This is a genomic window from Ruegeria sp. AH7 (assembly GCF_056541325.1).
Genome location: NZ_JBQFYF010000007.1, coordinates 1 through 13,978, shown reverse-complemented (window position 1 = coordinate 13,978; position 13,978 = coordinate 1). Strand labels below are relative to the sequence as shown.

At 57.7% G+C, this 13,978-nt stretch carries 12 protein-coding genes and 1 tRNA gene; 5 read left to right on the top strand and 8 right to left on the bottom strand.

Annotation, left to right across the window (positions count from 1 at the left end; genetic code table 11):
• Window positions 1–3: 3 nt before the first annotated feature.
• Window positions 4–426 carry a hypothetical protein gene (locus ACR0JX_RS16010; RefSeq protein ID WP_480544792.1) on the bottom strand — a complete coding sequence of 141 codons (423 nt, stop codon included), beginning with the start codon at window positions 424–426 and terminating at the stop codon, window positions 4–6.
• A 162-nt stretch (window positions 427–588) separates the two neighbouring features.
• On the opposite strand from ACR0JX_RS16010, the gene ACR0JX_RS16005 reads away from it, so the two are divergent.
• Window positions 589–1,656, top strand: a complete 1,068-nt coding sequence (locus ACR0JX_RS16005; RefSeq protein WP_480544791.1) for an NAD(P)/FAD-dependent oxidoreductase — start codon at window positions 589–591, stop codon at window positions 1,654–1,656.
• On the top strand, window positions 1,653–2,306 hold the full coding sequence (locus ACR0JX_RS16000) for a DUF938 domain-containing protein (RefSeq protein ID WP_480544790.1): 654 nt from the start codon (window positions 1,653–1,655) through the stop codon (window positions 2,304–2,306). Before ACR0JX_RS16005 ends, ACR0JX_RS16000 begins: the two co-directional genes overlap by 4 nt.
• Window positions 2,307–2,388: 82 nt before the next feature.
• On the opposite strand, the gene ACR0JX_RS15995 is transcribed toward ACR0JX_RS16000, so the two are convergent.
• The 5 genes from ACR0JX_RS15995 to ACR0JX_RS15975 form a co-directional block, all read right to left on the bottom strand.
• Window positions 2,389–4,896, bottom strand: a complete 2,508-nt coding sequence (locus ACR0JX_RS15995; RefSeq protein WP_480544789.1) for a GcvT family protein — start codon at window positions 4,894–4,896, stop codon at window positions 2,389–2,391.
• 169 nt (window positions 4,897–5,065) lie between these two features.
• Complete coding sequence (locus ACR0JX_RS15990) at window positions 5,066–6,472, bottom strand: FAD-binding oxidoreductase (protein WP_480545025.1); 1,407 nt, start codon at window positions 6,470–6,472, stop codon at window positions 5,066–5,068.
• An 81-nt stretch (window positions 6,473–6,553) separates the two neighbouring features.
• Window positions 6,554–8,347 carry a gamma-glutamyltransferase gene (gene ggt, locus ACR0JX_RS15985; protein WP_480544788.1) on the bottom strand — a complete coding sequence of 598 codons (1,794 nt, stop codon included), beginning with the start codon at window positions 8,345–8,347 and terminating at the stop codon, window positions 6,554–6,556.
• Between the two features lie 112 nt (window positions 8,348–8,459).
• Window positions 8,460–8,849, bottom strand: a complete 390-nt coding sequence (locus ACR0JX_RS15980) for a GFA family protein (protein WP_480544787.1) — start codon at window positions 8,847–8,849, stop codon at window positions 8,460–8,462.
• Between the two features lie 18 nt (window positions 8,850–8,867).
• A complete protein-coding gene (locus tag ACR0JX_RS15975) occupies window positions 8,868–9,854 on the bottom strand; it encodes a 2-hydroxyacid dehydrogenase (protein WP_480544786.1) in 987 nt (328 codons plus the stop codon).
• A gap of 138 nt (window positions 9,855–9,992) precedes the next feature.
• Between ACR0JX_RS15975 and ACR0JX_RS15970 the strand changes: the two genes are divergently transcribed.
• The 3 genes from ACR0JX_RS15970 (at window position 9,993) to ACR0JX_RS15960 (ending at window position 11,777) form a co-directional block, all read left to right on the top strand.
• Window positions 9,993–10,514 carry an SH3 domain-containing protein gene (locus ACR0JX_RS15970; protein ID WP_480544785.1) on the top strand — a complete coding sequence of 174 codons (522 nt, stop codon included), beginning with the start codon at window positions 9,993–9,995 and terminating at the stop codon, window positions 10,512–10,514.
• A 103-nt stretch (window positions 10,515–10,617) separates the two neighbouring features.
• Window positions 10,618–11,604, top strand: coding sequence for an NADPH:quinone reductase (locus tag ACR0JX_RS15965; protein WP_480544784.1), 987 nt, complete (start codon window positions 10,618–10,620; stop codon window positions 11,602–11,604).
• A gap of 98 nt (window positions 11,605–11,702) precedes the next feature.
• A tRNA-Gln gene (locus tag ACR0JX_RS15960) sits at window positions 11,703–11,777 on the top strand.
• A 183-nt stretch (window positions 11,778–11,960) separates the two neighbouring features.
• Here the strand turns inward: ACR0JX_RS15960 and ACR0JX_RS15955 are convergent.
• Both ACR0JX_RS15955 and ACR0JX_RS15950 read right to left on the bottom strand, forming a co-directional pair.
• Window positions 11,961–13,004 (bottom strand): recombinase family protein, encoded by a 1,044-nt coding sequence (locus ACR0JX_RS15955; protein ID WP_480544783.1) that lies wholly within the window; start codon window positions 13,002–13,004, stop codon window positions 11,961–11,963.
• A gap of 709 nt (window positions 13,005–13,713) precedes the next feature.
• On the bottom strand, window positions 13,714–13,978 hold a 265-nt coding region (locus tag ACR0JX_RS15950), incomplete at its 5' end, for a hypothetical protein (protein WP_480544782.1).

Genomic DNA, 13,978 nt, shown 5'->3' with positions numbered 1-13,978 from the left:
TGCCTACTGCTCCCGCGTTTCGCTAGTTTCTGCAACGGGTGCTTCGGCTTGCACAGCTTCGGGCACAGCGTCCGGCACTTGTGACCGCCCCAAAGATCGGATGGCATCTGCGATATTCTTCATCGGCGTTGCAAAATCCGGGAACTGGAACCCTGCAACCAAAATGGCCGCAATCCAGAACAATCCATTATGTGTGAACAAGGCAAGCAGCGCCAGAATACCAACCAACTGGAACTGAGGGTGGTTGTTTTCATGCGCCATTTTTTCCGGAACCGAATGCAGAGTCAGATACCCCACGCCAATCAGCACCACGATGATCACAAAGAACACGACCATAGCAGAGAACAGATAGTCGCTCCCGTCAGCTGCGACGACATATCGGGGGATATGTCCTGTGGCCATTGGATGAAGATCCGCTGCAGTCACTGTACCCTCCTTTTCATTTTGATACTTCTTTGACCGGGTTGAAGCACAAATTCAAGGCTGCTTATAGTCCATGGAACTGACAACAAGACGCGTTGGAACTTAAGGAGCGCCCATGAATTCCCCCAAGCCCGCAATGATCCCGCTTTTGTTAGAAAACAGAGCATGATTGATTTCCTCGTCATCGGCGGCGGGATCGCCGGGCTGAGCGCTGGTGCAAGACTGTCCGCGCATGGATCGGTTACCGTGCTCGAAGCCGAAGATGGGCTGGGCTATCACGCCTCAGGTCGATCTGCAGCTTTGTTCGAGGAAAATTACGGCCCCCGATCAGTGGTCGCGTTAAATCAGGCAGGCAGTCAGTTTCTTCAGGATGGCGGCTATCTGCAAAAACGCGGTTTGATGCTGGTTGCGCGCACAGATCAAGAAGATTTGTTTAAGGCAGACCTCAACAGTCTGGATATGCAAGCGATATCGGTTGACCATGCGCGCAGCCTGATCCAGATCCTGCATCCCAAGAGGCTGGGCTACGCCGGGATCAGCCACGACGCCTTTGACATCGACACCGACCGCCTCCTGCAGGATTTTGCGCGGGTCATTCGCAAGAATGGCGGGGTTGTTCACACTAAATCCTCGGTGACTGCGATCACCAAAGCCAACAACTGGCAGGTCGAAGCGCGGGATGTTTTTGAAGCACGACACGTGATCAACGCGGCCGGTGCCTGGGCGGACGAGGTCGCACAACTGGCCGGGATAGCGCCAATCGGCCTGCAACCCCGCCGCCGGTCAATGGCGCGCATACCGGCGCCGGGCGGGCATGATGTTTCAGATTGGCCAATGATGATTGGTGCTGGTGAGACTTGGTATGCCAAACCGGATGCGGGTAAGTTGCTTGTATCTCCGGCTGATGCCGACCTGGTTGCCCCGCATGATGCCTATGCCGACGATATGGTGCTGGCCGAGGGGTTGGCACGCTATGAAGAGATGGTCAGCGAACCCGTGACGCGGGTTGAAACAAACTGGGCAGGGCTGCGTAGTTTTTCACCAGATGGAACATTGGTGCTGGGTCCTGATCCGCAGGACAGGTCTTTTATCTGGTGTGCCGGGCAAGGCGGATATGGATTCCAAAGCGCGCCAGGCGCGTCTGAGTTTGTGGCCGACCTTGTCGTTGGAAACAGACCCGCGTTCGAGCAGTCGACTATCGATATGCTAACACCGGATCGGCTGCGAAAATGAGCAAACGTACACCACCCCCAAATGCCAGCGTCGCCGCGCCATCAACCGATGGCAAGCTGGTTGCGCCCGCTGCCAGCCGCAACGCTGCCGTCCTATGTGAGCTGGTTTCGCGTTGGGCACCGCCACAAGGCCGGGCCATGGAGATCGCCAGCGGCACGGGTCAGCATGTCTGCGCGTTTGCGCAGAAGCTACCTCAGCTGTCCTGGCACCCGACAGAGATCGACGCGGATCGGCGGCAGAGCATAGATGCCTATGCCAGTGATCAACCGAACATTCAGCCCGCCCAACATTTGGACGCGACCACCTCCGGATGGCATCGGCAATTTAGGCCAAAAGACCTGATCGTTTTGATCAACCTGCTGCATCTGATCAGTTGGGAAGAAACCGTGACGCTTGTCTCTGAGACAGCCAAGACGCTCTCATCAAACGGCAGGTTTATTCTCTACGGCCCCTTTATGCGGGATGGCATGCTGACAAGCGATGGAGACAAGCGGTTTCATGAAGCGCTTGTTCAGCAGGACCCCGAGGTTGGGTATAAAAGCGACGCAGATATAAAACGCTTGCTCGCAGCTAATGATCTGAACCTGATCGAAGTAACAGAAATGCCCGCCAATAACCTGGCCTTTGTCGCTCAAAAGCAGGCTGAATGATCTAGTAGATCGCCCTGAAAGCCCGCATACGCAGTCTTGCCTCCGGCGGGGCGCTGAAGGCGCCCCACTCTTCTTGGGCCGTTCAGCCGTCCTTGCGGATGGTTTCGTTCTTCGGATCATAAGGACTGTCGCAGGTTACAATCGCATCCCACAGCTTGTCCTGCATTTTGACCTGCAGCTTGGTACCTTCAACCGCCAGCTCGGGCTTCACATAGCCCATGCCGATGGATTTCTCGAACGCAACCGAATACCCGCCCGAAGTCAGACGCCCCACACGCTCACCTTCCGGGGTGTACAGCGCCTCGCGGCCCCATGGATCGGCATCGTCCGGTCCGTCGATCAGCAGGGTGCAGCATTTCACGCGTACGCCGGTCTCTTCCAGCTTGGCTTTGCCGTGGAAGTCTTTCGACAGATCAACAAAGCGCGGCAGATCAGCTTCCAGCGGGGTCGCGTCGCGGCCCAGTTCGGTGCCGAAGGCGCGATAGGATTTCTCCTGCCGCAGCCAGTTCTGGGCGCGGGCGCCAACCAGCTTCATACCGTGCTTCTCACCGGCCTTTTCCAGCAGGTCGAACAGGTAGTTCTGCATCTCGATCGGGTGGTGCAGTTCCCAACCCAGTTCACCGGTATAGGCCACGCGGATCGCGTTGACCGGGCACATGCCCAGTTCGATCTGACGGGCCGACAGCCACGGGAAGCGTTTGTTGGACAGCGCGGTTTCCGGATCGGCGTCTTTGATGACTTCTTTCAGAACATCACGCGACTTGGGTCCGGCGATGGCGAAGACGCCCCACTGGGTGGTCACGTCCTGGATTTCGATGTAGCCGAACTCCTCCATCTTGTCCTCGGCGGCCTTGCGCAGATAGTCGGCGTCGTATTCGGTCCAGGCACCGGCAGAGACGATGTAGTAGTTGTTCTCGCCGTTGCGGACGATGGTGTATTCGGTGCGGGTGGTGCCGTGCGACGTCAGCGCGTAGGTCAGGTTGATGCGTCCGACCTTGGGCGACTTGTTGCAGGTGAACCAATCCAGGAACTGGGTGGCACCGGGGCCTTTAACGACATGTTTGGTGAAGGCCGATGCGTCGATCAGACCAACGCCTTCGCGGATCGCTTTGGCCTCTTCGACAGCATATTGCCACCAGCCACCACGGCGGAAAGAGCGGCTTTCCTTGTCGAAATTGTCCGGAGCGTCCAATGGGCCGAAATAGTTGGGGCGTTCCCAGCCGTTGACCCAACCGAACTGCGCACCGCGGGCTTTCTGGCGGTCATAGGCCGGAACAGTCCGCAGCGGACGGCACGCTTCACGCTCTTCATCCGGGTGGTGCAGGATGTAGACGTGCTCATAGCACTCTTCGTTCTTGCGCGCCGCAAATTCGGTGGTCATCCAGTTGGACGAGTAACGCTTGGGGTCCAGCGAGGCCATGTCGATCTCGGCTTCGCCATCGACCATCATCTGCGCCAGATAGTAACCGGTGCCGCCAGCGGCGGTGATCCCGAACGAGAAACCCTCGGCCAGCCACATGTTGCGCAGGCCCGGAGCCGGACCAACCAGCGGATTGCCATCAGGCGTATAGCAGATCGGGCCGTTGAAATCATCTTTCAGGCCGGATTCAGCGCAGGAGGGCACGCGTTCAGCCATCGCCATGTACTGATCCGCGATCCGGTCCAGATCCAGCGGGAACAGGTCGGCGCGGAAGCTGTCCGGCACGCCGTGTTCGAACTGCGCAGGGGCGCCATGTTCGTAGATACCCAGAATCCAGCCGCCACGTTCCTCGCGGGCGTAGGATTCATTGTCTGCGTCACGGACAACAGGGTGTTCAGGGTTGCCCGCTTCGCGCCATTTGACCAGCTCAGGGTCTTTGTCCATGACGATGAAAGTGTGCTCGACCGGGATCGCGGGCATCTTGATGCCCAGCATCTTGGCGGTGCGCTGCGCGTGGTTGCCCGATGCGGTCACGACATGCTCAGCGGTGATAACCACCTGCTCGTCCGAAGGAATGAGGTTACCGCCCTTTTCGACCATCTTGGTGCAGGTGACTTCCCAATGGGAGCCGTTCCAGTGGAAGGCATCGGCCTGCATCTTGCGCACGATGTCCACGCCGCGCTGACGGGCCCCCTTGGCCATGGCCTGAGTCACGTCGGCGGGGTTAATATAGCCATCTTCAGTGTGATAAATCGCGCCCTTCAGGTCGCTGGTCTCGATCAGCGGCCAGCGTTCCTTGATCTGCTCGGGCGTCAGCCATTCATAGGCGACATCGCAGGTCTCGGCGGTCGAGGCATAGAGCATGTATTCATCCATACGCTCCTGCGTCTGCGCCATGCGGAGGTTGCCAACCACGGCGAAGCCGGCGTTCAGGCCGGTCTCTTCCTCAAGCGTCTTGTAGAAATCGACCGAGTATTTGTGGATGTGGGTCGTCGCATAGGACATGTTGAACAGTGGCAGCAGGCCAGCAGCGTGCCAAGTCGAGCCCGAGGTCAGCTCATCCCGTTCAATCAACATCACATCGTCCCAGCCCGCCTTGGCCAGATGATAGGCAATCGAGGTCCCAACGGCGCCGCCGCCAACAACCAGTGCTTTGACTTGGGTTTTCATAACCGGGCGTCTCCCCTTGAATTCAGTTGACACCATATGGCGCAGTTCAGGGGGGCAGCGCGACATTCATCCGACCGGTGATAAGAAAAAAACGACCCGCAGATCAGTTCGAGGTCGAAAAACGGCGATCCGTCCCTAGGGCTGGGCCACCAACCAGGCGTCAATCCACTTACTGGCCCGGAACAATCTTTCCAGGGTTCATGATGTCGTCTGGGTCCAGCGCAGCCTTGATCGCCGACATGTACTGCGTTGCCGCCCCAAGCTCCTTGACCAGAAAGGGGCGTTTGCCCTGCCCGATCCCGTGTTCGCCGGTGCAGGTGCCGTCCATCGAAATCGCCAGATCGTTCAGCCAACTGACAAATTGATCAGCATTGGCAACTTCGGCCTGACTGTCTATGTCGATCAAAGGAAGGGTGTGGAAGTTCCCATCACCAACATGACCAACAATCGGTGCGATCAGACCAAGTTCTGCCGCCTTGTCCTGTGCTGCGCCAACCGCCTCGGCCAGCCGAGAGATCGGAACGCAAACATCCGTTGATATGCCTTGTGCGCCAGGGCGCAACTGCAAGCAGGCCCAGTACATATCATGTCGCGCTTGCCATAGCTTGTTGCGTTCTTCGGTGGTGGACGTTGCCGCAAAGTCCACACCACCAAATTCGCCTGCGATGTCACCGAAGGTCGCCGCCTGTTCGGCAGCCCCGTTTTCTGAGCCATGGAATTCGAGCAACAACAGGGGTGTTTCAGGCAGGGTCAGGCCGGAATAGGCGTTGGCTGCGCGCACGGACATCTCGTCCAGCAATTCAATACGCGCAACCGGGATGCCGTACTGGATGGTCATCATTACGGCCTGACACGCAGCATCAACGCTTGGAAAGGAACAGCGGGCCGAGCTGATCGCCTCGGGGATGCCGTGCAGGCGCAGGGTGAGTTCGGTGATAACGCCCAACGTCCCTTCCGCCCCGATCAGCAATCGAGCCAGATCATAGCCTGCGGATGATTTTTTGGCGCGATTGCCGGTTCGGATCACCTGCCCGTCAGGCATAACCGCCTCAAGGCTCAGCACATTGTCCCGCATCGTGCCATAGCGCACCGCATTTGTGCCCGAAGCGCGCGTTGCGGCCATACCTCCAAGCGAGGCATTGGCCCCCGGATCTATTGGGAAAAACAAGCCCTGATCACGCAGATGGGTATTCAGGTCCTCACGGGTTACGCCCGGCTGAACAACGCAATCCAGATCCCCGGCATTAACGGCGATCACCTTGTTCATCTGCATTAGGTCGACGCAAACTCCACCCGCAGGCGCATTGACGTGACCTTCCAGCGAGGTGCCGGTGCCGAAGGGGATCACGGGCACTTTATGCGTCGCGCAAATCGTGACGATTTCGGATACTTCAGCCGTTGAGGTGGGAAAGACCACCGCATCTGGGCTCTGATTGAGGATCCAGGTCGTGGTGTGACCATGCTGTTCGCGGATCGCGGCCCCGGTTTGCAGCCGGTCGCCAAATCGTTGTTTCAGAATTCCAACTGCGGTTTCAATACCAGCTTCGTTGCGCGGCAAAGCTGTCGCCTGCACCATATCCAACCCCTGTTCATCAAACGGCATTCAGGCCTTTTAGTCATGACTAAAAGGCCTGAATGATCCGCACAAGCCCCTAGCTTATTCGCCCAGCGCGATGCCTTCGCGCCGAGGGTCCGCACCGCCGCTTAACCCGTCGCGAATTTCAATGGCATGTAAGCCCGAGGTCAGGTCACGCGGGTTCACTTCGAATCCCAATGTAGTCAAGGCGTCCACATATCCCTCGGCTACAGTGCCCAATTCCACATCATAAGTGCCGAACCGGTTGACCAGATGCGGCAGGGACACCGCCTGTTGTACGTCCATTCCCCAATCAGCCCAGGCAATGATCGATTTGGCCACATAGCCGATAATCCGGCTGCCTCCGGGTGATCCGATGGCCAAAACCGGGGCACCGTCCTGCATCACGATTGTGGGGCTCATGGACGAGCGCGGACGCTTGCCCGGCTCCAACCGGTTGGCGATGGGAACACCGTTGTTATGGGTTCTGAACGAGAAATCCGTCAGTTCGTTATTCAGCAGGAAACCGTTGGTCATCAAGCGCGAGCCAAAGCCGTTTTCGATGGTCGTGGTCATCGACAAAACATTGCCATAGCTGTCCACAATCGAGATATGCGAGGTCGAAGGCAGCTCCAGCGAAACATCGTCGGCCCAGTTCGACGCGTGATCGAAGGCGGGGTTGCCGGGGGCAACATCGATCAACGCGCTCTCGGCGTTCAGCAGATCGGCACGTTCTGCCAGATAGGCTGGATCAACCAGACCTTCGGTTGGCATCGGGACAAAATCGCTGTCGGCCATGTAACGCCCCCGATCAGCAAAGGCGAGGCGTGAGGCTTCTCCGATCAGCCGCCAGGCTTCGACACTTTCCGGCCCCATCGCCGCAAGATCATAGCTGTCCAGCATGCCCAGGATTTGCCCAACGGTCAGCGCGCCAGAGGATGGCGGCCCCATGCCGCAAACCTCGTAAGAGCGATATGTGGCGCAAACGGGTTCACGCTCGATCACCTGATAGAGCGCCAGATCCGTGCCCGACAGAACACCCGGGTTCCCCGGCGCAGTCCGAACGGTGTTTACAATTCCTGCCGCAATATCACCACCATAGAACCCTGCTGCCCCATCTGCGGCCAGCACCCGCAGCGTTTCAGCATAGTCGGGGTTCATCAGCCGGTGCCCTTGCTGCAACGGTTCACCACCTGGCAAGAAGTACTCTGCCGTAGAAGGGAAACGTGACAATCGTTCAGCGTCATTGGCAGCCAACGCGGCAAGGCGCGGAGAGACCAGAAACCCTTCATCCGCCAATCGGATGCCATCGGTAAACAGCCCGGGCCAGGGTGACCGCCCCCAGCGGCGATGCGCCTCTTCCAGCAACGCGGGCGTTCCGGGTGTGCCAACGGACAGCCCGCCGACAACCGCATCAAAGAATTTGAGGGGTTCACCGTTTTCGTCCTGAAACAGTGTTGGCGTAGCCGCCAGCGGCGCCGTTTCGCGCCCGTCCAAAGTGGTCATCTGACCCGAGGCTGCATCGTACCAAACCAAGAAGGCCCCGCCGCCCAGACCCGATGACTGCGGCTCGACCAGTCCCAGCACAACTTGCACTGCGACCATGGCATCGGCTGCTGATCCTCCGGCGCGCAAGATCTTGGCCCCGGCCTCGACCGCCAGCGGATTGGCAGCAGCAACCATCCAGTTTTCCGATTGTACCGGAACACCTGCCAGTTTCGCCTCGACGGCAGCGATGACCTCCTCGGTCAAGGCCTGAACCTGCCCTTCGGACGCCCCTTCTGGTGCGACTGCATCTGCCGTTTCCTGCGCGAATGCGGGCGCGGTTAACGCAACCGTTGAAACGATCAAACCTGAAATTCGACTGAAACGCATCTAATCCTCCAATTCTACTTTTGCTTTCAACACTGTACAGACGACCGGAAAGCCGCAACCAAAGGTTGAGATTACGCAAGCCAATGGCAGAGTCCCGCCGTATCAGGTCTTGTCAATCCGAACCAACATCCTCGCGATCCATGTCGTATCGCTGCAAGCCCTCAATTTCTGGCAACCAGCTTTCACGCCGGATCGCCCAGCATTCATAGCTTGGTTTGAACTGATTGACCTCATCAAAGCTGCCCAGGTGCACCTCTACCTCGTCATCTGTTTTGGCAAACACCGGCGACCCACAGACCGGGCAAAAATAGCGCCCTTCGTAGCTACGAGTTTCCCCGCTGATCTGCACATTGTCCTGAAGAAAGATGGCAGCGGCATAGAACAGAGCCCCGTGATGCTTTTGGCAATCAAGGCAATGACATAAACCAACCCGCAGCGGAGGGCCCTTGGCAGTGACCCGCACCGCGCCACAGTGGCAACCGGCTTTATGGATCTCGGTCACTGGCCAACCTCCAAAACCTCATAGCATCGCGGGCACAACCTGATCCGGTGGGCGGTGCCCATCTTCGAACGTCTTGATGTTGATGATCACCTTCTCGCCCATCTCGATCCGCCCTTCCAGCGTGGCCGAGCCCATATGCGGCAACAGGACGACATTCGGCAATTGCCGCAGACGCGGGTTTACATCGGTGCCGTGTTCATAGACATCCAGACCCGCTCCAGCGATCTCGCCCGCGCGGATCATGCGGGTCAGGGCGTTTTCATCGACCACTTCACCGCGAGAAGTATTCACGATCACGGCCGAGGGTTTCATCAGCTTCAAACGCCGCGCATTCATCAGATGAAAGGTAGATGGGGTCGACGGACAATTGACCGAGATCACATCCATCCGTGCCACCATCTGGTCCAGGCTTTCCCAGTATGTCGCCTCCAGCGCCTGTTCGGTCTCGGGCCGTAGGCGGCGGCGATTGTGATAATGCACCTGCATCCCAAAGGCACCGGCGCGGCGCGCAACCGCCTGCCCGATCCGGCCCATGCCCAGAATGCCAAGGCGCCGACCGCCGATCCGACCACCTAGCAGGGCCGTCGGGGCCCAGCCTGCCCAATCTCCCTTTTGCATTACGCCCAGACCCTCGGGAATGCGCCGCGTGACCGCTAGAATCAGCGCCATAGTCATGTCAGCGGTATCGTCGGTCAGAACACCTGGCGTGTTCGACACCAGGATGCCGCGCTGACGGGCAGTCGCCACGTCAATATTGTCAACACCGGCACCATAATTCGCAATCAGACGCAGTTGATCCCCCGCCTGCCCCAATACACCGCCATCGATCGTGTCGGTTACGGTGGGCACCAGCACATCCGCCTCTTTCACGGCCGCCACAAGATCATCCCGGGTCATGGGCGTATCATCATCGCGCAAACGGACATCGAACAGCTCACTCAGCCGGGTCTCGACCGCTTCGGGCAACCGTCGCGTTACAACAACACTCAGACGTTCTCTTGGCACCTCGGCCCTCCCACTGCTTTGCATTCGCGCGCGCTCCGTGGCATCGTGGCTCAGGATAAGGCGGGGCACAAGAACCCCAAAGGCATTGAGTCGACCTTTTTTCGAAAGCAGATCAACAGGCACAAGAGCAGGCAGTCAGTGAGTGGTCCTCTACCGGTGAAACGCCGTTGTTTGGCGATCCTAGCCGCGTTCCTCGTAGCGCTCGGTCCCATTGTGGCCGCCGAAGAGGACAATCGCGGACAGGTTACGAATCTGCCCCTGCCCCGTTATGTCTCGATGAAAGCAGCCGAAGGCAATGTACGCCGGGGTCCGTCGCTGACCCATCGGATTGATTGGGTCTTCAAACGGCGTGGGATGCCCCTGCAAATCACGGCGGAATATGGAAACTGGCGCAAGGTTCAGGACCGCGACGGTGCGGGCGGCTGGGTTCACTATGCGCTGCTGTCTGGCGTGCGCACGGTGCTGATCGAATCCGAGATGTTGCCCGTATACGCCCGACCCGACCCCAACGCCCCCATCAACGCCCATTTCGAAACCGGCGTGGTTGCGCGCCTTGGCAGTTGTTCACTGGATTGGTGCCGGATTTCGGCAGGCGGCTATCGCGGCTGGACACTGAAGTCGAACCTTTGGGGCGTCGATCCGGCAGAGATCAGGGAATAACCGGGCTGTCTCCAAACTGGCTTGGGCAGAAACCCATTTTGGGGGAATCCTCTGGAACTCTGATCTGGCGCGGCTAAGCTGCCCCAAAGTCAGAGGAATCACCGTGAAAGCCATTACCTACGCCGCCTTCGGACCAGCTGCAGATGTGCTGAAGCTTGAGGACCTGCCGCCAGAGACACCGCAGCCCGGAGACGTCACAGTCGATCTGGCATATTCCGGCGTGAACCCGTCCGACATCAAAGCGCGGGCCGGGGCAAGACCGGGCGTGACCAAACCGCCTTTTCCTAAGATCGTGCCCCATAGCGATGGGGCTGGTGTCATTTCCGCGGTCGGAGACGGCGTGCCCACCACGCGCATCGGGCAGCGGGTCTGGGTCTGGAACGGCCAGTGGCAGCGCCCTTATGGGACTGCGGCTACGCAGATCACCCTGCCTGCAGACCAGGCCGTGCCGCTGCCTGATTCTGTCTCGTTTCAAACCGGCGCTGTGTTGGGTATACCCGGGCTGACCGCCAGCCATGCGGTGTTCTCGGGCGGAGAAATCTCAGACAAAACCGTGCTTATACACGGTGGTGCAGGAACCGTGGGCTACCTGGCCATTCAACTGGCAAAATGGGGCGGTGCCACGGTCATCAGCACAGCAAGCCCCCGCGATTTTGACAGGGTGCGATCAGCAGGCGCCGACACCGTGATCGATTATGCCAACGCCGATCTGGCTGAACACATCCTTGATGCAAATAACGGCCAGCAGATAGATCGCATTGTCGATGTGGAGTTCGGCCAGAACGTTGAAACCAACATCGCCGTCATTTCTGAAAACGGTCGCATCAATGCCTTCGGCTCTGCCAAAGATATGACCCCAACACTGCCTTTCTACCCATTGATGTTCAAAGCGGTTACACTTGAGGTCGTTCTGATCTACCTGCTCCCTCCCGAACTCCGCACCGCAGCGATCAAGCGGTTGCACACAGCACTTACGGATGATGCTTTAAAATGCCCCATTCAGGACGTGCTGCCTCTAAGCGAGTGCGCACAGGCCCATGACCTTGTCCAAGTCGGCCACCGCACAGGGGCCGTTTTGCTGGAAACGTGATGATACATACCACGGTTACATTTTTTCACAGAGCCGGTTTTTTTACCCAAAAACCTCTTGAACCCCGCCAGCAACAATCGTAGACAGCCGCTCACCGTTGGGGTGTAGCCAAGTGGTAAGGCAGCGGTTTTTGGTACCGTGTATCGTAGGTTCGAATCCTACCACCCCAGCCATGGCTTTCCTTGAATTCGCAAACCGTGAAGTTGTGCGCCGATTATGTCGCGTTTTCAGCGGCTTAAGTCCTGCCTATTTCAACTGAGACCCCGGCGTGAGCGCAACAACGGTCACTTTCCGACCGCAGTCTCATTTCGCGCTTCCAGCGGTACGAGTTTGGTGACTTTGGGAGAGTCTGTAAATCAGAGCGCAGCGAACTGCTTGTGCTGTTCTGACCAGATCGCCGGAAAGCCCGACTTGATCAGGTAATCCGTGGTCAGGCCATCAGGTTGTTCGCCAGCAGCGATGGCATCCAGAACATCGGGCGCCAGCATGGCGAGATCGATAACGTCCTGCACTCGGCGTTTTGACGTGCCCTCTTCTTCCGCGATTTCTGAGAACGTTCTGCCATCTATTATCATCGCCAACCAATGGCGCGCCTTGATGATGTTGCGGACAAGTGTTCGATCGATTTCAGGCGGTGCATTGCCAAGATGTAGTTTCAGCTCCACACCTCTGCGGCGCATCTGGAATGGAGCTTCGATCGTTAGCTCCTCGGCATCAACCTGATCCGCCCTGCACTCGATCATCCCGGCCAGTGCCTGGAGATCCAGCTGCACATTCAGGGACCCCTGTCGCAGATCTGCCCGCGCAATCAGGCCGAGGCATGTCCTGACGGACTGGCAATCTCTGAGACGCTCCGCTGCTGAAGCAATTTCGACCGCTGACATATCACGAACCAAAGATGTCACTTCGTGCGGTCGGCTCAGATGTTGTCTGACCACTTCAGCTAAGAGGCATTCAAGCTGCTCTGCCGGCAGCCGCCACGCATCAGGATGCTTCTGACTGCGATCCGTCACAAGACGACCAGAGATATAGTACCCCAACCGCTTTCCATTTTTGCGACTATGGCTGGGCGTCAGCCGATCTCCGGTCTCATCATAGAGCTTTCCGGCCAGTGCTGATCGCTTTGCTTTCTGCTTAACGCCGCGCTCCCTTACTGCGCCATCTTTCAGCAGCTGCTGCACCCGCTCCCACACTACCGGGTCGATGATGGCAGGATGCTGCCCCTTATAAACCTGACCCTTGTGTCGGATACGGCCAGCATAGATCGGATTGCCGAGCAAATGATGGATGTGTCCGCGGTCAAAGAACTTACCACCTGTCGCGCGTCCACCCGGGCGTTCCCGTCTCCGGGACCGAAGCCCCAGTGCCTCCGCCTGCTCTTTCACATCGAGAACCTTCATTTCGGATTAGCAGACAGTTTCAATCAATCTTTTGAAACAACATCTCCGTATTCGAACTCCAGGTTCGAAGGCGGACTTTGCTATGCTGCGTTTCAACGGCAGATTTGATCGCGTTTCGCTAATTCGACCTGCGTGTATTTTGCTTTCGCAGCGAACGTCCGGAAAGCGGGCTGCAATCGCAGCATCGGACGCCGTCGCTCAAGGTCGGCTCTGGGCCGCGTATGACCGTAACGATAACGGGACCCATCACTTTTACTGACCAATGAATTGGGAAATTGGCTCGCTGAAATACTCTCAATGACGGCATGAAGTGTAAACAAAGACGAGCAGTGGGGACCATCTCAACTAGTGTTTGCCAGAAGAAACCTATTTGATGATGTCAAGTTTCTCAGAAACGGCGACTGATATGACTTGATCATCTCTTTCAAGTTGACCCAGAAGGTTTGAATTGAACTCGGCGGTGAACATTTCATTGTCAATCCTTTGACGCACCTCCACATTGTCAGGAACATAGCCTAGGACATTAACTTTAATTATTGCCCTCAGCCTGTTTGGTTCCAGCTTTTCGAGACTGGCTTCGGCAATCCCGCTTATTTTGCTGTACCGGTTTACCTGAATTTTTAAACCTCCCATGAATCCTACTACCCGCTAGCGCCTCATTCGCATAAAGCATAGAACTTTCAGCTGCCGAAGGCGAGTGGTTCTGGTTCTAGGCTTTTTTCTTCAACCGCTTGGCTCTCGGCTTTTTCACAGAGGCGACTAGGGGAGTGCCGATGCGCCGCTGTGTTTCTTCGATTGCCTTGGCAGCGTCGATCCGACCGATGCCATAGCGTGAATTCCAAGTTTGGCTGGGTGTTGGAGGTGTGATCCTCCCCCACTGAAGTGGTCTTCCGCTATGTTTAGGAAAACGGAGGAGACACATGGCCAACAAGCGACCAAAGCCGGAAGAGATTGTCACGAAGTTACGGCAGGTT